Genomic DNA, 23,524 nt, shown 5'->3' with positions numbered 1-23,524 from the left:
AAAATTAAATTTATCTTGTAAAGCATAAAAAAAAAGTGCTTTGCAAGAAAATATTACTCAAAATAGTTACGACACAATAATTATTGGTTCCGGAGTTGGAGGATTAACCTCTGCAATTTGTTTAGCTAGAGCAGGACAAAAGGTCTTAGTTTTAGAACAGCATGATGTTCCTGGCGGTTGGTGTCACAGTTTTTACTTAAATGGTTACCGTTTTACTCCAGGTGTACATTACGTTGGTCTAATGAGCCCAGGAGAATCTTCAAACCAATTATATTCTGGTTTAGGTATTGCAAATGACATTGGGTTTTATAGAATGAATCCTAAAGGGTTTGATCATTGTTGGATTGGCGAAGAGCGCTTTAATTATTCTGCAAATTGGGAAGAATTTCAACAAGATCTTATTACTCGTTTTCCACACGAAAAAAAAGGGATTATAAAGTACTTAAAACTGATTCGAAATGTTGGTAGACAATTACAACTTATACCTAAAGTTAAAGGGTTGTGGCAACAATTAACTATTCCGTTCCGAACCAAACATATGGGTAAATATTCTCCATTTACTTTAAAACGTGTAATTAATTGGCACGTTAAAGATCCATTACTTCAAAATATACTAAATATACAATTTGGTAATCATGGCTTGCCTCCTGGAAAAGCAAGTTTTATCATGCATGCAGCCATTATGTGTCATTATGCAGAAGGTGGGTTTTACCCAATGGGTGGAGGTGGAGCTTTAGTGAAAGCGATGACGAATAAAATAAAATCCTATGAAGGAAAAGTAAAAACAAGTGCTTCGGTTAAACGTATTTTATTAAAAGAAGGCTCAAAAAATAAAAAGGCTATTGGAGTAGAATTAGCTTCGGGAGAAAAGATTTATGCTAATCGTATAATCTCGAATGCCGATCCAGGAATTACTTATTTAAATCTTATTGGAAAAGATAATCTAAGTACTAAATTACTAAAGAAACTCAACAAAACAACATATTCTTGTACTTCATTAATGCTGTTTTTAACAGTAGATATGGATGTGAAAAAAGCAGGTTTAGACTCCGGAAATATTTGGCGAATTCCAAACCAAAACATGGATGATTCTTTTAAAGACATGCAAAAGAAAGACATTTTAGATGGCGAAGAATTCTCTGGAATGTTTATTAGTTGTACCTCCTTAAAAGATCCAATTAGTTTTGATGGTCGATACCACACTTTAGAAGCAATTACCTATATTCATTATGATGCTTTTGAAGCATTTAAAAATGAAACAGAAGAACGTTCTCAAGAATATCTTGTCTTTAAGGAGCAAATTATTCAAAAGTTTTTAGTCACTTTAGAAAAAGTAATTCCAGGAATTTCAAATAAAATTGTTCATAAAGACTTGGGTACACCAATGACTAACGAATATTATATCAACTCTACAGAAGGAAGTGTGTACGGAACCGAAAAAAGCTTACGACATATTGGTCCCTTTTCGTATAAACCTAAAACCGAAATTGAAAATTTATATATGTGTGGAGCTTCCATTGCTGCTCATGGTGTTACAGGTGCTGGTTATTCTGGTGTGCAAACAGCAGCAACTATTTTAGGTTGTCAGCAAGATGATTTATTAAAAGAAGATGCTACACAAGAATTGCGAATTTTTGAAGCAGAAGACCCTTCTAATTATCCAGATTGGATGCTTAAAAAAATGGAAGTTAAGAAACTGCGACTAGCTAAAAACGACGTGTTTGCAAGTGCTGAAAAATAGAGGTATTATTAAAAATTAACTCTCTGTTAAACTTTTATAAGCGTGTGAGTTTCTATTTTTTTCTTTTAGAAAGCATGTTTAAATACAAGTTCTCCACTTTAGTTCTAGCCCAAGGTGTTCTTCTTAAAAATTTTAAACTGGATTTAACAGAAGGATCATGTGTAAAACAGCGAATATTTATTGTGTATCCTAAATATTCCCAACCATAATGTGCAACTAAATCATTAATAATTTGTTCTAGTTTTACACCATGTAAAGGATTGTTGGGTTGTGTGCTCATAACAGTCATTCCTGTGAATGCAGGAATTTCATTCATTTTATTTATTTACAAGGGCTAATATTTTTACGGCTTTTTCAAAATGATCTAACTTATGCGTCATAATCCACCAAGTAGCAGCTTCCATTAGTAATTCTGGATTATCATTTTTATTGGCAAAAAAAGCATAAAAAGACAAACCTACATTGTCTCCTTTTTGCTGAATTTTTAAATTACAAACCTTAATTATTTTATCTTTTAAAGCTTTTGTCATTGTATATTAATTTCTACTTCGTCTAGAGTTTCGGTTTCTATTACTAGTATTAGATTTATTTCCTTCTTTTTTATTCGAATTGTTTCTTCCTCTTGAATTAGAATTACCAGAACGAGCATTTCTATTTCTTCCTTGACCTTGCTTTTTAGGAGCTGTGGGTTCATTTGGATCTGGTTCAAAACCTTCTAATGTTTCTGATGGTATTTTCATACCAACTAATTTTTCAATATCGCGTAAATACCCAAGTTCTTCTGTGCAAACTAACGAAAGCGCTTCTCCTTTTGCTCCTGCACGACCTGTTCTACCAATTCGGTGTACATAATCTTCAGAAATGTTTGGTATTTCATAATTTACAACATGAGGTAATAAAGGTATATCTAATCCTCGTGCTGCAATATCTGTTGCTACTAAAACACTTATAGTTCCGTTTTTAAAACCTTTTAAAGCTTTTGTTCTTGCTCCTTGACTTTTATTTCCATGAATTGCAGCAGCAGAAATACTAGCTCCTAATAATTTTTTTGTCAAGTTGTTTGCACCATGTTTGGTTCGTGTAAATACTAATACTTGATCCCATTGCCCATCAATAATTAGCTTTAATAATAAAGCTGCTTTTTTTGATTTGGCAACACGATATACTTTTTGATTGATAGCATCAACCGTTGAATTTTCGGGAGTTGCTTCTACTTGTGCAGGATTATTAAGTATACTATTAGCCAGTTTTTTAATGTCTTTGCTAAAGGTTGCCGAAAACATTAAATTTTGTCTTTTAGCTGGCATTAATTTCATGACACGTTCAATATCTCTTAAAAATCCCATGTCCAGCATTCTATCTGCTTCGTCTAAAACAAAAATTTCTACACGTTTTAAGGATAATAATCCTTGACTTTCTAAATCTAATAACCGTCCAGGAGTAGCTACTAAAACATCTATACCTTGACGTATGGTTGCTACTTGTGGTTTTTGATTTACACCTCCAAAAATAACAGCAGATCTAATATTTGTAAATTCACTGTATTCTCTAACATTTGCATATACTTGTGCAGCTAGTTCTCTTGTAGGTGTTAGTATTAAAGCACGAATTGGTCTGTATTTTTGTTTCGGATTCTCTGAAAGTAAATGCAATAATGGTAAAGTAAAACCTGCAGTTTTTCCTGTTCCTGTTTGTGCAGAAGCCAAAACGTCGACTCCTAATAATACTGGAGGTATTGCTTTTTGTTGAATTGGACTTGGAGTTGTATATCCTTTTTTTTGGATAGCTTTCAATAAGGCTTCTGATAAGCCTAAAGATTTAAATGACATATAGTAATTGTTGAATGACAAATTATATATGTCATTTTTATAAGTTGCAAAGGTACGTTTATTTATTTGGTGTATTGGTTTATTCTTTAGTATAAACTTGGTTTTCTTGTTCTGCAACACGAATAAAAGTAGTTCTTTTGGTAAGTTCTTTTAAACGAGAAGCACCAACATATGTACATGTACTTCGTATGCCACCAAGAATATCTAATAGGGTCTTTTCTACTTTTCCTTTAAAAGGTACAGAAACCGTTTTTCCTTCGCTAGCTCTATATTCGGCAACGCCACCAACATGTTTTTTCATTGCAGTTTTTGAGCTCATACCATAAAACTGTTTGTATTGTTTTCCGTTTTGTTCTATTAATTCGCCACCAGATTCTTCATGTCCTGCTAACATACCGCCAAGCATAACAAAATCAGCAGCAGCACCAAAGGCTTTTGCAACATCACCAGGAATGGTACATCCACCATCACTAATTATGTGTCCTCCTAAGCCATGCGCAGCATCAGCACATTCTATAATTGCAGAGAGTTGCGGATAGCCAACACCTGTTTTTACACGTGTAGTACAAACACTTCCTGGTCCAATACCAACTTTAATAATGTCTGCCCCAGAGAGTAGAAGTTCTTCTACCATTTCGCCAGTTACTACATTTCCAGCAATAATCACCTTATCAGGATATTGTGCTCTAGTATGTTTTACAAAACCTACAAAATGTTCAGAATAACCATTGGCAACATCAATGCAAATAAATTTGTAGTTTGGGTTTATTTTAAATATTGCAGCTAATTTTTCAGCATCATTTTTTCCTGTTCCAGTACTAATTGCAATGTATTCTTCAATTCCTTTTGGTGCGTTTTTAGAAAATATTTTCCAATCTTCAATAGAGTAGTGTTTGTGTATCGCTGTAAATAATTCTTTTTTACTTAAAGCTAAAGCCATTTCGAAAGTACCAACAGTATCCATATTTGCAGCCATAATTGGTATGCCTTTCCAAATTGTTTTACTATTTAAGAATTTAAATTCTTGTTGCAAAGATACTTGCGATCTACTTTTTAAAGTTGAGCGTTTTGGTCTTATCATGACATCTTTAAAACCGAGTTTGATATCGTATTCTATGCGCATTTTGGTAGAAGTTTTGGATTACTTTCAAATGTAAATGATATTCTATAGTTGTAAAAATGAAATTTCGTTTTTGGAAGAATTAATTGTTAACAAGTGTTGATAGGTGTTTAAAATAATAAAACCTCACGAAGTCGCTTAGGGTGACTGTCTCGTGAGGTTATATTTTATTTAATTGAGAATATTATCTCTTTATTGTTTTAAGCTTTTCTTGCTTAACGGTTTTACCATCTTTTTTGTAGTAGTAAAAATCATCATTGTTATAATCGTTATGGTTATTATCCCAATCATTATTGGAAGCGTAACCAGAATTAAAAACATTATAACCTTGGTTACTATAATTAACATGACCAGTAATTGCAATTATATTATTGTTTCTGTCATAACGTATTTGTAAACCACCAACTTGTGTTAATAAACCTTGTCTGTTATAATTGATATAAACAGAACCTAAACGTTTTACTTGACCTTCTCTGTTGTAGTTAACAAATACATTTCCAATTCTACGTACTTTACCATCTCTGTCATGGGTTATAATTACTCCACCTGTAGGTCTAATGCTAGAGTTACTATACGTTACTCTAGTTCCAGGAGCTCCAAAAGTGGTATTTACACTTCTTGTACGTGTAGTTGTAGTCCTAGGGTTAGGCGCTCTATAATATGTGTCACCTTGTGTGTAGTCAAGATTTGTATTAAAATCGAAACTTCCATCAGGAAAGATTAAGAACTCCACACCACGCTCTACAAACTGAATTGGTTGTATAAAACTGTAGCGTGAAATATTTAAATCTTCACCTTGTTTTTGTGTTGCAGTAATTTTTTCTGCTGCGGTTACAGTTGTTAATGTCATTAACATTCCTGTAAATAATAGTACTAATTTTTTCATAGTATATAGGTATTAGATTATGCCTACTCATTTAGCTTTTCGGCTTACGCTATTTGTTTTGTTAGTTTCAATTGTCGTGCCAAAAACGTATAAGCTTGATTGTTAGTATTTTAACACGTGTGTTTTATTGTTTACTTTTTTATATTTTTATGAAAACTTACCAAAAACCATGTCTGTTCAAATAAAAGATTGTAAGAATTGCGAAAAACCTTTTGATGAAGCTTATGAATTTTGTCCGCACTGTGGACAAAAAGATAAAGACGATTTAACTTTAGGTCTTTTATTTTATAACACGATAAGCAATTATTTTTCTTTTGATGCTCGTTTTTTTAAAAGCTTTTTCCCATTACTATTTAAACCTGGTTTTTTAGCTGAAAAATTTATAGCAGGTAAACGTTTATTGTATTTACATCCTGCTCAAATGTATTTATTTGTAGCCATTGTTTTTTTCTTTTTAAATTCTTTTAGAATTAATAGGATGTCTTCTGAATTTGATAAGGGAATTGGAAAGGTTTTAAATCAAGTTCAAGATATAGATACTAATACAGGAGATTTTAAAATCGACTCTATTAATTCCATTATGTTAGCAGATAGAATGAAACAAGATTCTATAGATAGAATAGAGGTTAAAAAAGTTTTAGAAGAAAATAAAATTTATACAGGATTTTCTGAGAAACAAATAGATTCTATAGTTTCAAGTGAAAATTTTAGAGCTGTAGATTTTTCTTTTGATTTTACAAAAAAGTTAGACTCTTTAATAGCAAAAGATACTCCAGATGTAATTATTTATAAAGAATTAGGACTAAAAAAAGACGATGGAAATTTAACGAAACGTCTTTATAGGCAAGGAGTAAAGTTTTATAAACAACGAAAAGTTGGAGGGATTTTTCAATCTTTTTTTGATACGATGTCTATTGCCATGTTTTTTATATTACCAATTTTTGCATTAATACTCAAGTTGTTTTTTAGAAAAACTGGTCGCTATTCACATCATTTGGTATTTAGTTTTTATTACTTTTCTTTCTTGTTCACTGTTTTTAGCCTTATTGTAGGAGTGAATTATATAATTGAAATTCCAAATTGGATAGATTGGCTAATTGTACTATCTACTTTTATTTACCTTTTTTTAGCAATAAAACGTTTTTACAAACAAGGTTGGTTTAAAAGTTATTTAAAAACAAGTCTTATAACTCTATTATTTTTTCCTGTAGCATTAATTGCTGGATGTATAGTACTTGTGTTTGCAGTAATGCTATTTTAAAGTTTCTCTTTTAAATATTTCCCTGTAACCGATGCTTTAACTTTTACAATCTCTTCTGGAGTTCCTGCTGCTACAAGTTTGCCACCATTTTCACCACCTTCCGGACCTAAATCTATAATGTGATCTGCGCATTTAATTAATTCTAAATTATGCTCTACAACAATAATGGAATGTCCTTTTTCAATTAAAGCATAAAAGGATTTTAATAATTTTTGAATATCATGAAAGTGTAATCCAGTAGTAGGTTCATCAAAAATGAATAAAGCATTTTCTTGTCGGGAACCTTTTCCTAAAAACGTTGCAAGCTTAATACGTTGTGCTTCTCCTCCCGAAAGGGTAGAAGAGCTCTGACCTAAAGTAACATAGCCTAAGCCTACATCTTGTAATGGTTGTAATTTGGTTTGAATTTTTTTCTGCTCATGCGCTGTAAAAAAAGCTATGGCATCGTCTATAGTAAGATTTAAAATATCATCGATACTTTTATTTCCAAAAGTAACTTCTAAAACTTCCTTTTTAAAACGCTTTCCTTTACAGGTTTCACATTCTAAATGCACATCTGCCATGAATTGCATTTCAATAGTAACTTCACCTTCCCCTTTACAGGTTTCACAGCGTCCTCCGTCTACATTAAAACTAAAATGCTTGGCAGCATAGTTTCGTATTTTACTTAATTTCTGATTTGCGTACAAAGCACGAATATCATCATAAGCTTTTACGTAGGTTACCGGATTAGAACGTGAAGAACGACCAATTGGGTTTTGGTCTATAAACTCAATATGTTTAACATTGGTGTAGTTTCCTTTTAATTCAGAAAACTGTCCAGGTTTATCTCCAAAGCCAGTTAAGTGTTTTTGTATTGCTGGGAAAAGAATCTTTTTTACAAGCGTACTTTTACCGCTTCCTGAAACTCCTGTAACTACCGTTAACATATTTAAAGGAAAAGTTACGTCTACATTTTTAAGGTTGTTTTCTCTTGCTCCTATAACTTCCACAGCATATTTTGAGGTTCTTCTTTTTTGAGGTACTTCAATTTTTAGCGCTTCATTTAAATATTGTGCAGTTAAAGAATCTGAATTTAATATATCTGCAAATGTTCCTGTAGCTACAACATTACCTCCAAAAGTTCCAGCTTCTGGACCAATATCAATAATTTCGTCTGCTTCTTTCATGATATCTTCATCATGCTCTACAACAATTACAGTGTTTCCTAAATCGCGAAGTGCTTTTAAAACTACTATTAAACGTTCTGTATCTTTTGGATGTAGACCAATACTGGGCTCGTCTAAAATATACATAGAACCAACCAGGCTACTACCTAAAGAGGTTGCAAGGTTGATGCGTTGACTTTCTCCCCCAGATAACGAGTTAGATTTTCTATTTAAAGTTAAATAATCTAAGCCTACATTAGATAAAAAAGAAAGCCTGTTGTTTATTTCTTTTAAAAGCCTTTTTGCTATAGTTTCATCATAATCATTGAGCTCTAATTGCTTAAAGAAAACAGCCAATTTATTTAAAGGCATTTCTACTAAATCTGTAATTGTTGCACTACCAATTTTAATAAAATCAGCTTCTTTTCGTAAACGTTTTCCGTTACAAATTTTGCATTTTGTTTTTCCTCTGTAACGCGATAGCATTACTCGGTTTTGTATTTTGTATGCTTTGCTTTCTAATTCAGCAAAGAAATCGTTAAGACCTTCAAAATGTTCGTTTCCTGTCCAGATAAGCTGTTTATGTTCTGGAGTTAATTCAAAATAAGGTTTATGAATAGGGAAATTAAAATGATGTGAATTATTGACTAATTGGTCTTTATACCAACTCATAGTTTCTCCTCTCCAAGGGAAAATAGCATTTTCATAGACAGAAAGTGCTGTGTTAGGGATTACTAAATCATCATCGATACCAATAACATCACCATAACCTTCACATTTTGGACAAGCACCATATGGGTTGTTAAAGCTAAACAAATGCACGTTAGGTTCTAAAAACGTAATACCATCCAGTTCAAATTTATTGCTAAATTGTTGTTGTTTATTATCACTTAAAGTTTCTAAAAAACATTCTCCTTTTCCTTCAAAAAAAGCAGTTTGCGCGGCATCTGCTAGTCGGTTATAAAAATCTTCGTCGTCTTTAGTAATAATTCTATCTACTACCAAGAAAATATCTTTTACATCTTCTTTTATTTCTTGAGTTTCATCTAGTCTAATAATCTTATCCTTCACTTTAATTCTTGCATAACCTTGCTGATTTAAAACTTTCAATTTGTCTTGTAATTTTCTTCCTTCTTCAAGAAAAATGGGAGCGAGGAGCAAGAGTTTTTCGCCTTCAGCGAAAGATTTTACATATTTAATTACATCTGCAACGGTATCTTTTTTTACTTCTTTTCCAGATTTTGGCGAGTATGTTTTTCCTATTCTAGCAAATAAAAGTTTCAGATAATCGTAAATTTCTGTTGTTGTACCTACTGTAGAGCGTGGATTTGTAGAATTCACTTTTTGCTCAATAGCAATAGCAGGAGCAATACCTTTTATATAATCTACTTTTGGTTTGTTTAAACGTCCTAAAAACTGCCTAGCATAACTAGATAAGCTTTCTACATAACGTCTTTGTCCTTCTGCATACAAAGTATCAAAAGCTAAACTAGATTTTCCAGAACCAGATAAACCTGTAATAACTACTAATTTATTTCTAGGGATTACGACATCAATATTTTTTAGGTTATGCAATTTTGCACCTTTAATGATGATATTTTTTTTTGGATTTACTTTAGAAATATTAGTGTTCATAAGCTTTTAAAGGAATAATTCTGCAAAGATACTATAACTAGTTCAGCTTAAAAAATAGATTATTGTGTAATAAAATGTTAAAAAAAGTATTTATTTTTTGTTTTTTAGGAATGATTCTTGTTATATTTGACTCATACTAACATAAATAACAAAATACTAGCTTATAGCATAACATTACTTTTTAAATTTTAACCCCAAGTATTAGAAGGTTTCCTTCTGTGCAAAAAAGTAATCATTATGCAAAAAGAACTTATAACCGACGCTACTCTTGTTAGTAACTACATTAAAGGAGATGAAGGCGCGCTAGGAATTTTAATTACTAGACACAAACAACGAATTTACAGTTTTATATACTCTAAAGTATATGATAAAGATATTGCTGAAGATATTTTTCAGGATACTTTTATTAAGGTGATACGAACTTTAAAACGAGGTTCTTATAATGAAGAGGGTAAGTTTTTACCTTGGGTTATGCGTATTTCTCATAATTTAGTTATTGATCATTTTAGAAAAAGTAACAGAATGCCAAAGTTCAGTAATAGCGGTGAGTTTAGTATTTTTTCGGTATTAAGTGATAGTGCTTTAGATGCAGAAAAAACACTAATTAAAGAACAAGTAGAACGGGATGTTAGACGTGTTATGGATGAGCTTCCTGAAGACCAAAAAGAAGTTTTGGTAATGCGTATGTATAATGATTTAAGTTTTAAAGAAATTTCTGAAAAAACAGGTGTAAGCATAAACACTGCTTTGGGAAGAATGCGTTATGCATTAATTAATATGCGTAAAATTATTGATAAGCATAATATTATTTTAACAAACTAACAATAATATAAAGTTTGTTTCGTTTTCAGAGTATAACTAAAACATTTTAAATGGCAAAACTTTACTCTCAAAACCCCAAAAGGGAAAAAATTAAAAGGAACCCTAAGCAGGAAACAGTAGATTTTCTTCTTAATTATTCTAAGGCATTAAATGTCTTAAAATTTAATAATATGAATTTTGAAACAGTTCTTAACTAAATAAAAAATCCTGAATTAATTCAGGATTTTTTATTCCAGTTACTGCAGGAATCTATATACTGTATTCTTACAACAGTAGTAGGTATTAGTTTTTAGCATAATACTCCTTTAAAACGGAAGCTCTTCCTATCGTTTTAGTAATAATATCTTTTTCTAAATCCCAACCACGCGCTGGAGAATATTCTCTACCATACCAAATAATTTGTAAGTGTAAATCATTCCAAAGCTCTTTAGGGAAAATACGTTTCGCATCTTTTTCGGTTTGATTAACGTTTTTTCCATTGGTTAAATTCCATCGATACATTAAACGATGTATGTGAGTATCTACAGGAAAAGCTGGTACTCCAAAAGCTTGACTCATCACTACACTTGCTGTTTTATGTCCAACAGCTGGAAATGCTTCTAAAGCTTCAAAACTTTGTGGGACTATTCCGTTATGCTTTTCAATTAACATTTTAGATAATCCGTAAATACCTTTACTTTTCATAGGAGACAAGCCACAAGGTCTAATAATTTCCTTGATTTCTTCTACAGATAATTTCACCATATCATAAGGATTATCTGCTTCAGCAAATAACAAAGGTGTAATTTGATTTACTCTAACATCTGTACATTGTGCAGAAAGCAAAACAGCAATTAATAAAGTATATGGATCTTTATGGTCTAAAGGAATTGGAATTTCTGGATATAGCTTGTTTAACGTTGTTATAACAAAATCTACTTTTTCTTTTTTGGTCATTATTGTATCTTTGGTAACAAAAATAAGAAATATGAAGACATTACAAGTAGGAGATACGGTTCCAAATTTTACCGTTAATAATCAAGATGGAGAAGCAATATCTTTAAGTGATTATAAAGGAAAGAAATTGATTGTTTTCTTTTATCCAAAAGCGAGCACTCCTGGATGCACAGTAGAGGCTTGTAATCTACGTGATAATTACAAAGTATTACAAGAACAAGGTTATGAATTACTAGGTGTAAGTGCTGACTCGGAAAAAAGACAAACTAATTTTAGAAATAAATACGAATTCCCTTTTCCTTTATTAGCAGATGAAGAAAAAGTAGTGATTAATGCTTTTGGTGTATGGGGAGAAAAAAAGTTTATGGGAAAAACCTATGACGGTATTCATAGAAAAACTTTTTTATTAGATGAAAATGGAGTAGTAGAAAGAGTTATTGATAAAGTAAAAACGAAAGATCACGCAGCGCAGATTTTAGATTAATTGCAATCATAAAAAAAGCGACCATTAATAATGGTCGCTTTTTATTTGATATAGTTATAATTTATTGCTCTTCGCTATAAATTTCTTCGGTTTCGCAACTAAATAAACTTTTCTCTTTTATAATTTTAGATACACCTTCAGGAAGCATTCCTTCCCAACCAGATTCTCCATCTGCAATCATTTTTAATACTGTTCTTGAGAATACAGAAAGTATTTTAGGATCGTAATCTGCAATATCTACTACTTTTCCATTGTATTTAAAGAATTTATATAATTCTTTCATTCTAGGATGTACTTTTAAATCTTCACTTGTAGTTAAAGTGCCATCTCCATTTTCCATAGGATATAAGTACACACGTAAATCTTTAAAGAATAATTTTCCAAATGCTTCTAAAATACCTCCACTTAAATGGCGGTAATATTTTTCATCAAAAATATCTACTAAGTTGTTAACTCCCATAGCAAGTCCCATTCTCGCTTTCGAGTATTGTGAGAAGTACTCTACCAGTTTATAATATTCTTGAAAGTTTGAAATTAAAACGGTTTGACCAAGAGAACAAAGCAGTTTGGCTCTATCCATAAAATCTTGTTCGTCAATTTCACCTTCTGCACGAAGGTTCGATAAAGTAATTTCAAAAACCACCTGTGTTTTTGCTTCATCTACTTTATTTTCTTTAATAAACATGTCATAAGATTTATGGAACATATCCATATTCACCTTAGTAACCGGTCTAAAACTACCGCGAAGTGCTAATATATTTTTTTTGTATAATACTCTTGCTGGTAATACATTATTTCCATCTGGAGCAAACATGACAGCATCTGTCATACCATTTTTAACCAGTTGCAAACTCATTAATCTATTATCAACATCTTCAAAAACAGGCCCAGAGAAATTAATAGTATCAATTTCTAATTGGTCTTTATCTAAATGGTCGTATAAATATTTTAATAATTTTTTTGGTTCATTAAATTTATAGAATGCACCATAAATAAGGTTTGTACCTAAAATACCTAAAGTTTCTTGTTGCAATCTAGCATCGTTTTCTTTAAAACGAACATGAAGAATAATTTCATTATACTCTTGATCTGGTTCTATTTGGTATTTAATACCAACCCAACCATGACCTTTGTATTTTTTAGCAAAATCAATAGTAGCAACTGTATTCGCATAAGAGAAAAACAGTTTATGCGGATTATCATCACGTGTTAAACGCTCTTCCATCAATCGAACTTCATGGTTTAACATCTTACGTAAACGTGCTTCAGTAACGTAACGCTTATCATCTTCAATACCATATATGGCATCACTAAATGCTTTGTCATAAGCCGACATGGCCTTAGCAATAGTTCCAGAAGCGCCACCAGCTCTAAAAAACTGACGTACAGTTTCTTGTCCTGCGCCAATTTCTGCAAAGGTTCCGTATATATTTTCGTTTAAGTTTATTCGAAGTGCTTTTGTTTTTAATGAAGGAATTTCATCAAACTCTTTATCACCTTTAATGGTTATTTCCATTTTAAATTTGGTTTACTTGCTATTATAACAAAGGTATTAAATTAGTATACCAAACAAAAAAATAAACTTATTTTTGTTTTTAAAATCTATTACAATTGAAAGTAACTTTTCTTGGCACAGGAACTTCTCAAGGTATTCCAGTTATTGGAAGCACACATCCTGTGTGTTTAAGTGAAAATGAAAAAGATAAAAGACTGCGTGTTTCTATAATGATTACGCATAACAAAAACGTTTATGTAATAGATTGTGGGCCAGATTTTAGAGCACAAATGCTTCGTCAAAATGCCACCAAATTAGATGCCATTTTGTTTACCCACGAACATGCAGATCATACTGCTGGCTTAGATGATATAAGACCTTTCTTTTTTAAACAAGGGGATATTCCTATTTATGCACACCAAAGAGTGCTACAATCTCTTCGTAGAAGATTTGATTATATTTTTGAAACCGAAAACAAATATCCTGGTGCGCCAAGTGTACAGGTAAACAGGATTACAAATAATTCTTTTTTTCTTGAAGATTTAAAAGTAATACCTATAAATGGTATGCATAATAATTTGCAAGTTTTCGGGTTCCGATTTAAAGATTTTGCATATTTAACGGATATGAAAACGGTTGCAGATGAAGAAATTGAAAAATTAAAAAATGTAGATGTTTTAGTGGTTAATGCTTTACGCGAGAAAGAACATATATCGCATTTCAATTTAGAAGAAGCATTAGCTTTTATTGTAAAAGTAAATCCAAAAAAAGCCTATTTAACACATATAAGTCATTGGTTAGGTTTTCATGATGAAGTACAACAAAAACTTCCAGAAAACGTTTACCTGGCTTATGATGGATTAACCATTAACCTATAATTAAGATTATTATGAAGAATAAGATTTTTATGTACTTGTTTATTTTTACAGCATTACTTGTGGTGTTTCAATATGTAAATTCTAAAAATGTTTTTGAAGCAGATAAAGTACAACTAGATGGTTATGTAAAGAAAATTGAAAAATATAAAGATTCGATTACTGTATTAGGAGATAAGGCTTTTCAATATTCTGAATTTAGCTTAGGCTATTCGGAGGAAGCATTAAATTATATTGAAAAACGAGGTTATGAAAGTGACCAGTTAATAGCGTTAATAGAAGAATCTCTTTATGAATTGAATTTAAAAACAGAACCAAACCCTTTAATTCCTTATGCAGCAATGTCTCCAGGAGGAAAAATGATTATCAATGCTGTTCGTGTATTAAATCACAAATGGGTAATTTGTAATTTTAATGATGGCGAATATTGGGGAGAATTATTTTTAAAATATACTATAGGTGAAAATAGAGAACTCACTTTTGAGATTGTAGACTCGTTTTTATATCCCACAAATTAAGTAGCGAATGATATATTCATAAAAAGACCACTAAAACTAGTGGTCTTTTTTATTAAATAAATCTATTTACTATTATATTTTAGTTACTAACCATGCTTTTAAAGCATAAAAATTTTGTGGAGCAACACCATGTCCTACAGGAAACTCACTATATTCATGCTTTATATTTAAAGACTTTAAAAATATTGGTGCTTTTCTAGCCCAATCTACAGGTATAACCTGATCTACACTACCATGTGAACAATAAAAATTAAGATTAGAATAATCTTTAATTGCAACATTTTCGGGTAAAATTGCAGGATTTACATAACCACTTAAAGCAATTATATTTTTTACTTTTTCGGGATACGTTAATGCTACTGCATAGCTTAAAATTGTACCTTGACTAAATCCTAAAAGAGAAACATTATCTTTATTTACAGGATAAGTAGCAGTTGCTTCATCAATAAATTTAGCAATAAGATCTCTAGATGCTTTAGCTTCTTCGTCATCACTCCATTTAGCTCCTGTAGCATCAAAATTAATGGTGTACCAAGCATTACCATAAGGTTGCATGGCCTGAGGCGCTCTTACAGAAATAATAAACAATTCTTCTGGTAGTTCTGAAGCAAAAGAAAACAGGTCGTTTTCATCACTTCCATAACCATGAAAAAGAATTAGTAAAGGAGCATTTTCTTTTAAAGAGGATTGACGAATTATATGATAAAGGGAAAGATTTTGTGTAGTCATTATGAATTAGAATCAGATGTACCAATATTTGCGAATAATTTCTGAAAAAAAGCACCAACTAAAGGTACTTGTTGCATTTTACCAGAAATTGCTGACGAAATGCCATAAATAAATAGAACAGCAAAACATAAATAGAAACTAGAACTTATTAACCAGCTATCAAAAGAAGAAATGACTCTTCCTAGCATTAAAAATAAGATCCATAATCCTAATCCTTGTCTAATATGAAATGATGAAAAATCGTTTTTCTTTTCGTTATTTAAAAAATAAGCTATAATAGGACCAAATATGGTTATGTACGCTATAATTGCTAGTTTTTTACCTTCTTCTATTGTTTGTTCTGTCATTTTACTTAAGAATCATTTTATTGTTTGCAATAATACCATAAACGCTTCCTTTAAGATTTGTGTTTAAAAATATACTATTTTTAGATTTGGAATGTATGTTCGTTTTTCCAAAAATATATTTGGTATTCGGATTAAACAAAGTTGCATGCATCTTATTTCCTTCGGTAATCGTTTTATTTTCTATTCCAAATCGATCTTTTCCTTTGGTTAAAAGGCTAACGGCTTTCTTTGTTGTAAATAAGGTGTTTAATGCACCAAAAGCACTTTCTAAACCAATGGTTCCAAAGTCCGCATAATCGAACTCAATGTTTTTTAGTTCAATATTTAATGGGTTATGGTCACTTGTAACCATATCTATGGTTCCGTCTTTTACACCTTCTATTAAAGCATCTACATCTTTTTGTATTCGTAAAGGAGGTTGTACTTTAAAGTTCGTATCAAAATTTGTTAAAACCTCGTCAGTAAAAAACAGGTTGTGTATAGCAACACTGCAAGTTACATTTAGTTTTTTCTTTTTTGCTTCTCGAATAAGGTCTACAGCTTCTGCAGTAGAAATAGTTGGAATATGCAATTTACCTTCGGTATATTCTAATAAAAATAAATCTCTAGCTACTTGTAATGCTTCGGCTAGATTAGGGTTTCCTTTTAAACCTAAGGTTGTACTTGTAATGTTTTCATTTACGACACCATTTCTGCTAATAGCATTGTCTTGCGGATAAGAGTACACCAAGCCACCAAAATTACTAGCGTATTGTAATGCAATTTTTAGCATATTGGCATTTGCAATCGGTTTTTTATAATCTTGAAATGCACAGGCTCCAGCATTTTTCATATCGAACATTTCTGCAAGATGCTCTCCTTTACTGTCTTTTGTTAAAGCTCCTATTGGTAATAATTGTACGGCATGATTTTGTGCTTTATTATTTACAAAAGCAATATTAGAACTCGAATCTAAAACAGGTTGCGTATTTGCATTCAAGGCAACAGTTGTAAAGCCAGAAAGCGCTGCAGTTTGCAAACCATTATTTATAGTCTCTCTATCTTCAAAACCAGGTTCACCAAAACACACACTACTATCGAACCATCCTTGTGAAATGTGTAGGTTTTCTAGAATGATTTCTTTGTAATCATTAGTATTATTGATGTTTTCACCAATTTTACTAATTACTCCTTTTTCTATTAAAATATCTTGAACAGTATTATGAAACTCGCTTTTAGAGTCAATAATGGTTGCCGATTTTATGAGTACGTTCATTTAAAATATTTTAAGATGCCCATTTCAATAATCAAAAATAGTAAGGCAAAAATAACAAACCATTTCCATAGCTCGTTAATTTTTGAGTCACTTTTTAAGGTATTAAATAATTGGGTTATCGATTTACTTGTGGTTATATTTTTAAGGCTACTAATGTCTTGATATACCAAATTACTTTCCGTTCTATCTAAATTATAACTTACGTTTTTTAAACGTTCTACTTTGTTTTTTACAGTATAAATTCCTGCTTCGTTTGGTGTTTCGTTTGTAATAATAGATACTTTATTGTTAAAATATTGCTGTTGCGGAATCATATTAACGTCCTCTTTTACTAATGATAAAATATCATCTTGTTGTAGTGTTACAGCAACATCATAACTATTTTCTTTTCCTATGGTGTAATATAAATTCGGGATTTGTAAACTACGTTTTGCTATATTATAAAAAGTAGGAACGATTAAAGGGGAATTTACAAAGTTCGAGTTTTTACTATTTAAAGCAGCAGCAAATACAAATAGGTTTTTACTATTTGTTAAGAAGGATTTGGCATCTTCAAATTGTAGTATTTTGGAAGCGTTTTCGGTTTGAAACGTATAATAACTATTTACTTTAGGGTATTGAAAATTAGCAACTTGTTTATCGAAAACATTAGTATATAAAGGATGCGAATAATTAATACTTGTTATCTTTTTCTTAGAAGTATTTTTAGTATTAAATGCTAAACCAGATTGCAATAGTAAATTGTTATAGGAGGAAAGCGCTATTTCTTGATTAGGAATAATAATAAGAAACCCTCCGTTCTCTGTAAAAGCAGTAAGCGCAGTAGATAATGCGTTTGGTATTTCTTTTAATTCGTTTATAATGATAAGGTTTTGTTGGTCAAAAACACTATAGTTTAACTGATTGAGTTTCGAGCTAGAATAGTTAAATTCATTTTCTGTAAAGATTCGTTTTAAATAAGATTCGTTAAAATTATCTATACTAAGCACATTGATTTTTGAAGCTTTATTGATATTAAAATAGAAACTATTATCAAATTGCAGTTGTGTGTCTTCAATGGTAATTTCTCCATGAATACTTTCATTTATAGGAATAGTAAAACTAGTTGTCGCTTCGCCTTGTAGTGCAACAGCTGTTTTTGCAATGAGTTTGCCATCATTCGATAAGGAAACTGGAATATTTTCTAAAGCGATTCCTGTATTTTTTAATCGAACACTTATATCTACATTTGTTGCTGTAGTGTTGGATATGTAAACACTATCTATTGAAACATTATTTGTGTTTACAGGCTTTAAAGCAACTGCATGAATTTGTATTAGCGAATCTATCTTTGGATTAAAATTGTTTCCTTTTTCTTGAAAATCGGAAATAAAAATCAAATTCTTATTGCGATTAGTTTCCTTAGTAAATAAGGTGTTACTTTTTAATAGAACAGCTTCGTAGCTTAATTGATTTGGTGCATAATCTAATTGCAATAAATCGTTTTTAATAGCTTTAAGTGTTGTGTTTTTAAAAGTTTGATTATTGGTTATAATAGATATGTTTTCGTCTTCAGGAACTTCAGTAATGAGATCTTGAATCGCTCTTTTAAATAATTCACCTTGTGCTCCTTTTGCTTGTAAACTAAAACTGTTGTCTAAATAAATAACCGTTTCGCTTTTAGTATTTAAGCTGTTTGTTTTTGAAGTATATGGTTGCGCAAAAGCGAAGATTGCAGCAGCTAGTATAAGTAATCTAGTTAATAAGGTTAGCCATTTTTTTATAATGGCACTTTTGCGTGTTTGTAGGTTTACTTTTTTTAAAAAAGCAACGTTAGTAAATTTCTCAGTTTGAAACTTACGAAGCTGAAATAAATGAACAATAATAGGAATAAGCAGTGCAAATAATGCGTAAAGAATTTCTGGGTGTTTAAACTGCATACTATTTTAGATTGGTCAAAGATAAAAAATGATTGTGAATTTGAGAGTAATTTGTTTTTGTTTTAACAAAAGAAAAAATAATCTGTCATAGGCTTCATTTTATGTGTATTAAAATAGCTTGTTATTTCTTTCTGTGCTTCAGCGTTTGCAACGGTTACAATACATTGCGGATTTTCAATTTGTTTTAAGTAATCGAAATTATGAAGCTCTTGATTGTAAATGTGTTTTCCAATTTTTTTCTCATTATCGCAAATCCAATAAAAAGGGATTTTTTTTTCGATTAAAGCCTTTGCTATGTTTTTTCCTTTTGTTCCTGCTCCCCAAATGGTTATAGGTCTTTTAGTATTATAATCTAGTTCTAAAAAATAATGGAGTTTTATATCTAAAAAATAGTTTTGTGCATAATGCTCATGCGTTCTAGAGGTTCTAGTACTATAATCTCGCCATTGATGAAGTACTTGATTACAAGGAATACATTTATAATTTTGCTTATAAAATCTAAACGTTAAATCATAATCTTCAGGATAACGATTAGGATTAAAAGCTTCAGCTGCAATAAAATCTTCACGATGTAACATCCAACATGGAGAAGGAATTACGCATTCTTTATATATTTCAGAATAATTGGTTCCTTTACGAGTTAAATCATTTATCCAAGTTTCATAACGCGCATAACCATTACTAATACCAGTTTCACTAAAATACTTTACTAATCCAATTGCAACATGTTTTTTTCCTTTTTCTAGTAAACTATACAACATAATTTTTAACTTATTTGGATGCATAATATCATCACTATCCATTCTGGTAATATACGTTCCATAACTATTTTTAAACGCAAGTTGTAACGCGTCTATAATACCTTCACCATTATTTTTTAATAGCTTAATTCTAGTATCTTTTTTAGCGTAATGTTCTACAAGTTGATAGCTAAAATCCGTCGAGTTATCATCGACTATAATAAGTTCCCAATTGGTATAACTTTGATTAAGAATAGAGTCTAAGCAAGCAGTTAAAAAAGCTTCGGTATTTTTAAAAGGAGTAATTATACTAATAAGAGGTTCTTGCATATGGCGAATATAGGAAATCTTCATTTTAACAAAAAGTTAAGGATTTAAATTGTAACACATTGTACTTTTGGGCGTCAATAGATTAACTAAAACCAATTTCTCTTAAAAAGAGAGTAAAATAAATTATTAATTATGAAAAGAGTATTTGCCATTTTTGGCTTAAGTACATTGTTAGTAGCTTGTGGAACTTCTAAAACGACATCAGACGCTTTAGCAACAAGTACAGCAATTGAAACGGCATTAGATTTAACTAAAGTTACTAACGATAAGGTTCCTGTAACAATTAATCCAGGACGCTTTACGGTAGAAACAGTAACTTATAGATTACCTAGAGTAGTGCAAGGAACATATTCTGTAAGTGATTTCGGAAAATATGTAGACGATTTTAAAGCTTTTGACTATAAAGGAAATGAAATACCTACAACTAAATTAGATGATAATTCTTGGACTATAACAAATGCAACTACTTTAGACAAAATTAGCTATAATGTAAATGATACTTTCGATACAGAAAGCTCTGGAGGAATAGGAGGAGACAATCCATTTTCACCAGCAGGAACAAATATTGAACCTACAAATTATGTATTAAATTTACATGGTTTTATTGGTTATTTCGATTCTTTAAAAAATGCACAATACAAGTTAGATGTAACTGCACCAGTTAGTTTTAAACGTTCTTCTGCAATTCAAGAAGTAGGTGCAACAACTAGCAAAGATGGAGCTTCTACAACAACTAGCTACTTTGCACCTCGTTATTTTGATATTACAGATAACCCAATGTTTTATGGTAATCTAGATGTTGAAGAGTTTCAAGTAGGAGATATTAAAGTGGTATTAAGTGTATACTCACCAAATAAAGTACATACGGCAGCTTCATTAAAAGAGACGATGTATAAAATGATGCAAGCTCAAAAAGAATATTTAGGCGATGTAAATAGTACACCTCGTTATGATATTTTCTTGTATTTAAGTGAAGGTAAAGAAGATTCTCCAAAAGGATTTGGAGCTTTAGAACACCATACTTCTACTGTTGTAGTAATGCCAGAATCTTCTCCTGCTGATGGTTTAGCAAAAAGCATGACGGATGTGGTTGCACATGAGTTTTTTCATATTGTAACACCTTTAAGTGTGCATAGTGACGATGTACATTATTTTGATTACGATCAACCTACATTTTCTAAACATTTATGGATGTATGAAGGTGTGACAGAATATTTTGCACAGCACTTTCAAGTATATGAAGGGTTAATGACAGAAGATGAATTTTACACAACAATGTTGGGTAAGATAAAAACTGCAGCGAATATGAACGATACCATGAGTTTCACCAAAATGAGTGAAAACGTATTGGAAGAACCTTATGCACCACAATATTATAACGTGTATATGAAAGGTGCTTTAATAGGAATGTGTATTGATATTTTAATGCGTGAGGAAAGTAATGGTAATAGAAGTATGCTTACTTTAATGAAAGAACTTTCTGCTAAGTACGGAAAAAACAAACCTTTTAACGATGATACCATTATTGACGAAATAACAGCAATGACATATCCATCTATTGGAACATTTTTAAAGACACATGTTGAAGGGACAACTCCTATTGATTATAATATGTTTTTTGAAAAAGCAGGATTAGCATTTGAAAAAAGTAAAGTGAAAACAAACTATATTCAAAATGATGGTGAATTTATTTTTGCTCCAAACAGAGAAACACAAACTATTGCTTTTTCTCCAGCAGTTGCGAACAATAGCTTTTGGAATGACAATGGTGTGAAAGCTGGCGATATTGTGAAATCTGTAGATGGTGTTGCTTTAACAATGGCTTCTGCACAACAAATTATTGGAGGTATGTACATGTGGCAACCTGGAAAAGAAATTAATGTTGTTCTAGAAAGAGATGGTAAAGAAGTAGTAATAAATACTGCACTTACAGAATCTTTTACAATAGGAAAAAAATTAAAACCAAAAGCAGATGCTACCGAAGCACAAAATGCTTTACGTAAAGCTTGGTTAAAAGGATAAAAAGTAAGTAATAAAGATTAAAAAAAACGCCTGATAAATAATATCAGGCGTTTTTTTATTTTGCAATTGTAAAAGTAAATGTACTTCCTTTTTCTGGTTCCGAATCTAGTTTTATCGTACCTCCAAGTTTTTCTACTAAAGTCTTTACTGTATACAAACCAATTCCTGTACCTTTTTTTCCACGTATATCTTTAATTCCGGTAGTGCTAAAAAGATTAAAAATATCTTTTTGTTTTTCAGGCTTAATTCCTTTTCCATTATCTGTTACTTTAAAAACATACTCTTTATCCGTATTAGAAAAATCTAGTGAAATTAATGGGTTTGGTTTATTATTATATTTAAAGGCGTTATCTACTAAGTTAAGTAATACTTGCGTTATAGCAGCGACATTTTGATTATGTATAAATCCATCTTTAGAATATTGAAAGTTAGTATCCTTAAGCATTAAAATGGTTTTAATTTTCTCAAAAAGCTTAGGTACAGCGACATCTTCAAACTCTTTGTTTACAAGCTCATCTGCTTTATAGTGCATTAAAATACCATCTATATAGTCTCTTAATGTTTCGGCAGATTCATCAATATAATCAATGTATTGTAACGATTCTTCAGATAATTTATCTTTATTTTCATCTTTTAATAACTCGGTTAGAGAACTAATATTTGCTAGAGGAGATTTTAAATCATGGGAAACATGACTTGCAAAACTTCTTAAATGTTTATTTCTATTTGCAAGTTCCTTTTGAAGGCCCTCTAGTAAATCATTCTTCTTTTTTAAATCAAATAAATTCATTACCTGTTTCCCTAAAGAAATCAATGCATTAATCTGACTTTTTGTTAATTCTCTTGGTTCGTGGTCATATACGCATAAAGTTCCTAGTGCCAACCCTTCCGGATTTCTTAAAGGCACGCCAGCATAAAAAATAGCTTTAAAGCCTTCTAGTAAGGGATTGCCTTGAAAGCGCTTGTCTTTTCTTGAATCTTCTACAATAAAAATATCTTCTTCATGTAAAATAGCATGGCCACAAAAAGAAATGGATCTAGGCGATTCTGAAATATCTAAACCATGATGTGATTTTAAAAAATTTCTATCTGCGTCTAATAACGTAATTAAAGAAATTGGAACATTACATATTGCAGCTACTAACTCTGTAATATTATCAAAGTCACTCTCTGGTAAAGTGTCTAGTAGCCCAGACTCTGTAACACATTTAATGCGTTCTTTTTCATTGTTTGGTAGTTTGGGTTCAATCATTTTATTAATGGTTTTAAAAAAATAAACAGGGAGTTTTATGATTTATTTAAACCTAGTAATGTAAATGTATCTATTTTTTTTCTTTTTACTAAAATTATATTCTTATTTTAAGAATAGATTAGTAAAATATCTTAAATGAATTGAAAAAATACTATATTTAAATACGCTATTAATTAATCT

General features: G+C 30.9%; 21 protein-coding genes. 7 read left to right on the top strand and 14 right to left on the bottom strand.

Going from position 1 to position 23,524, the window contains the following annotated elements:
• The first annotated feature begins 40 nt into the window (after positions 1 to 40).
• Positions 41 to 1,741 (top strand): NAD(P)/FAD-dependent oxidoreductase, encoded by a 1,701-nt coding sequence (locus Q4512_RS07935; RefSeq protein ID WP_303423717.1) that lies wholly within the window; start codon positions 41 to 43, stop codon positions 1,739 to 1,741.
• 52 nt (positions 1,742 to 1,793) lie between these two features.
• On the opposite strand, the gene Q4512_RS07930 is transcribed toward Q4512_RS07935, so the two are convergent.
• The 5 genes from Q4512_RS07930 to Q4512_RS07910 all read right to left on the bottom strand — a co-directional run bounded on the left by Q4512_RS07930 (position 1,794) and on the right by Q4512_RS07910 (position 5,576).
• The gene (locus Q4512_RS07930) at positions 1,794 to 2,021 is read right to left on the bottom strand and encodes a VF530 family protein (RefSeq protein WP_303424032.1); all 228 of its coding nucleotides are present in this window, start codon (positions 2,019 to 2,021) and stop codon (positions 1,794 to 1,796) included.
• 37 nt (positions 2,022 to 2,058) lie between these two features.
• Positions 2,059 to 2,271: a DUF6500 family protein gene (locus Q4512_RS07925; RefSeq protein ID WP_303423715.1), complete on the bottom strand. Its 213-nt coding sequence runs from the start codon at positions 2,269 to 2,271 to the stop codon at positions 2,059 to 2,061.
• 6 nt (positions 2,272 to 2,277) lie between these two features.
• On the bottom strand, positions 2,278 to 3,570 hold the full coding sequence (locus Q4512_RS07920) for a DEAD/DEAH box helicase (protein ID WP_303423713.1): 1,293 nt from the start codon (positions 3,568 to 3,570) through the stop codon (positions 2,278 to 2,280).
• Between the two features lie 79 nt (positions 3,571 to 3,649).
• Complete coding sequence (locus Q4512_RS07915; RefSeq protein WP_303423711.1) at positions 3,650 to 4,693, bottom strand: GMP reductase; 1,044 nt, start codon at positions 4,691 to 4,693, stop codon at positions 3,650 to 3,652.
• Between the two features lie 181 nt (positions 4,694 to 4,874).
• On the bottom strand, positions 4,875 to 5,576 hold the full coding sequence (locus Q4512_RS07910; protein ID WP_303423709.1) for a hypothetical protein: 702 nt from the start codon (positions 5,574 to 5,576) through the stop codon (positions 4,875 to 4,877).
• 169 nt (positions 5,577 to 5,745) lie between these two features.
• Here Q4512_RS07910 and Q4512_RS07905 point away from each other — a divergent pair, with 169 nt between their 5' ends.
• Positions 5,746 to 6,837 (top strand): DUF3667 domain-containing protein, encoded by a 1,092-nt coding sequence (locus tag Q4512_RS07905; RefSeq protein ID WP_303423707.1) that lies wholly within the window; start codon positions 5,746 to 5,748, stop codon positions 6,835 to 6,837.
• Here Q4512_RS07905 and uvrA read toward each other — a convergent pair.
• Positions 6,834 to 9,620, bottom strand: coding sequence for an excinuclease ABC subunit UvrA (uvrA, locus tag Q4512_RS07900; RefSeq protein WP_303423705.1), 2,787 nt, complete (start codon positions 9,618 to 9,620; stop codon positions 6,834 to 6,836). The two genes, Q4512_RS07905 and uvrA, sit on opposite strands and share 4 nt — an antisense overlap.
• 237 nt (positions 9,621 to 9,857) lie before the next feature.
• Between uvrA and Q4512_RS07895 the strand changes: the two genes are divergently transcribed.
• Positions 9,858 to 10,442: an RNA polymerase sigma factor gene (locus Q4512_RS07895; RefSeq protein WP_303423703.1), complete on the top strand. Its 585-nt coding sequence runs from the start codon at positions 9,858 to 9,860 to the stop codon at positions 10,440 to 10,442.
• Positions 10,443 to 10,724: 282 nt separating this feature from the next.
• Here Q4512_RS07895 and nth read toward each other — a convergent pair whose 3' ends face one another.
• Positions 10,725 to 11,378 (bottom strand): endonuclease III, encoded by a 654-nt coding sequence (gene nth, locus Q4512_RS07890; RefSeq protein ID WP_303423701.1) that lies wholly within the window; start codon positions 11,376 to 11,378, stop codon positions 10,725 to 10,727.
• Between the two features lie 31 nt (positions 11,379 to 11,409).
• Here nth and bcp point away from each other — a divergent pair, with 31 nt between their 5' ends.
• The gene (gene bcp / locus Q4512_RS07885; protein WP_303423699.1) at positions 11,410 to 11,862 is read left to right on the top strand and encodes a thioredoxin-dependent thiol peroxidase; all 453 of its coding nucleotides are present in this window, start codon (positions 11,410 to 11,412) and stop codon (positions 11,860 to 11,862) included.
• A 61-nt stretch (positions 11,863 to 11,923) separates the two neighbouring features.
• Here the strand turns inward: bcp and Q4512_RS07880 are convergent, their stop codons facing one another.
• Positions 11,924 to 13,378, bottom strand: a complete 1,455-nt coding sequence (locus Q4512_RS07880) for a TonB-dependent receptor (RefSeq protein WP_303423697.1) — start codon at positions 13,376 to 13,378, stop codon at positions 11,924 to 11,926.
• 95 nt (positions 13,379 to 13,473) lie between these two features.
• On the opposite strand from Q4512_RS07880, the gene Q4512_RS07875 reads away from it, so the two are divergent.
• The gene (locus Q4512_RS07875; RefSeq protein WP_303423695.1) at positions 13,474 to 14,235 is read left to right on the top strand and encodes an MBL fold metallo-hydrolase; all 762 of its coding nucleotides are present in this window, start codon (positions 13,474 to 13,476) and stop codon (positions 14,233 to 14,235) included.
• 11 nt (positions 14,236 to 14,246) lie between these two features.
• Positions 14,247 to 14,750, top strand: coding sequence for a hydrolase (locus Q4512_RS07870; RefSeq protein WP_303423693.1), 504 nt, complete (start codon positions 14,247 to 14,249; stop codon positions 14,748 to 14,750).
• A gap of 72 nt (positions 14,751 to 14,822) precedes the next feature.
• Here Q4512_RS07870 and Q4512_RS07865 read toward each other — a convergent pair whose 3' ends face one another.
• The 5 genes from Q4512_RS07865 to Q4512_RS07845 all read right to left on the bottom strand — a co-directional run bounded on the left by Q4512_RS07865 (position 14,823) and on the right by Q4512_RS07845 (position 20,070).
• Entirely contained in the window at positions 14,823 to 15,479 is a 657-nt protein-coding gene (locus Q4512_RS07865) for an alpha/beta hydrolase (protein WP_303423691.1), read from the bottom strand.
• Positions 15,479 to 15,826 (bottom strand): hypothetical protein, encoded by a 348-nt coding sequence (locus Q4512_RS07860; protein ID WP_303423689.1) that lies wholly within the window; start codon positions 15,824 to 15,826, stop codon positions 15,479 to 15,481. The genes Q4512_RS07865 and Q4512_RS07860 overlap by 1 nt, the downstream gene beginning before the upstream one ends.
• Before the next feature lies 1 nt (position 15,827).
• Positions 15,828 to 17,081: a dihydroorotase family protein gene (locus tag Q4512_RS07855; protein WP_303423686.1), complete on the bottom strand. Its 1,254-nt coding sequence runs from the start codon at positions 17,079 to 17,081 to the stop codon at positions 15,828 to 15,830.
• The gene (locus Q4512_RS07850; protein WP_303423685.1) at positions 17,078 to 19,000 is read right to left on the bottom strand and encodes a BatA domain-containing protein; all 1,923 of its coding nucleotides are present in this window, start codon (positions 18,998 to 19,000) and stop codon (positions 17,078 to 17,080) included. Before Q4512_RS07850 ends, Q4512_RS07855 begins: the two co-directional genes overlap by 4 nt.
• Positions 19,001 to 19,062: 62 nt before the next feature.
• On the bottom strand, positions 19,063 to 20,070 hold the full coding sequence (locus tag Q4512_RS07845) for a glycosyltransferase family 2 protein (RefSeq protein WP_303424031.1): 1,008 nt from the start codon (positions 20,068 to 20,070) through the stop codon (positions 19,063 to 19,065).
• Positions 20,071 to 20,202: 132 nt separating this feature from the next.
• Here Q4512_RS07845 and Q4512_RS07840 point away from each other — a divergent pair, with 132 nt between their 5' ends.
• Positions 20,203 to 22,092, top strand: coding sequence for a peptidase M61 (locus Q4512_RS07840; protein WP_303423683.1), 1,890 nt, complete (start codon positions 20,203 to 20,205; stop codon positions 22,090 to 22,092).
• A gap of 55 nt (positions 22,093 to 22,147) precedes the next feature.
• On the opposite strand, the gene Q4512_RS07835 is transcribed toward Q4512_RS07840, so the two are convergent.
• On the bottom strand, positions 22,148 to 23,344 hold the full coding sequence (locus Q4512_RS07835; RefSeq protein WP_303423681.1) for a GAF domain-containing sensor histidine kinase: 1,197 nt from the start codon (positions 23,342 to 23,344) through the stop codon (positions 22,148 to 22,150).
• Between the last annotated feature and the right edge of the window lie 180 nt (positions 23,345 to 23,524).

Origin of the sequence: Oceanihabitans sp. 2_MG-2023, from assembly GCF_030547245.1 — a bacterium.
In the GTDB taxonomy this organism is placed as follows: Bacteria; Bacteroidota; Bacteroidia; order Flavobacteriales; family Flavobacteriaceae; genus Oceanihabitans.
The sequence above is the reverse complement of the archived record's forward strand: the minus strand, read 5'-3'. Positions and strand labels throughout refer to the sequence as shown.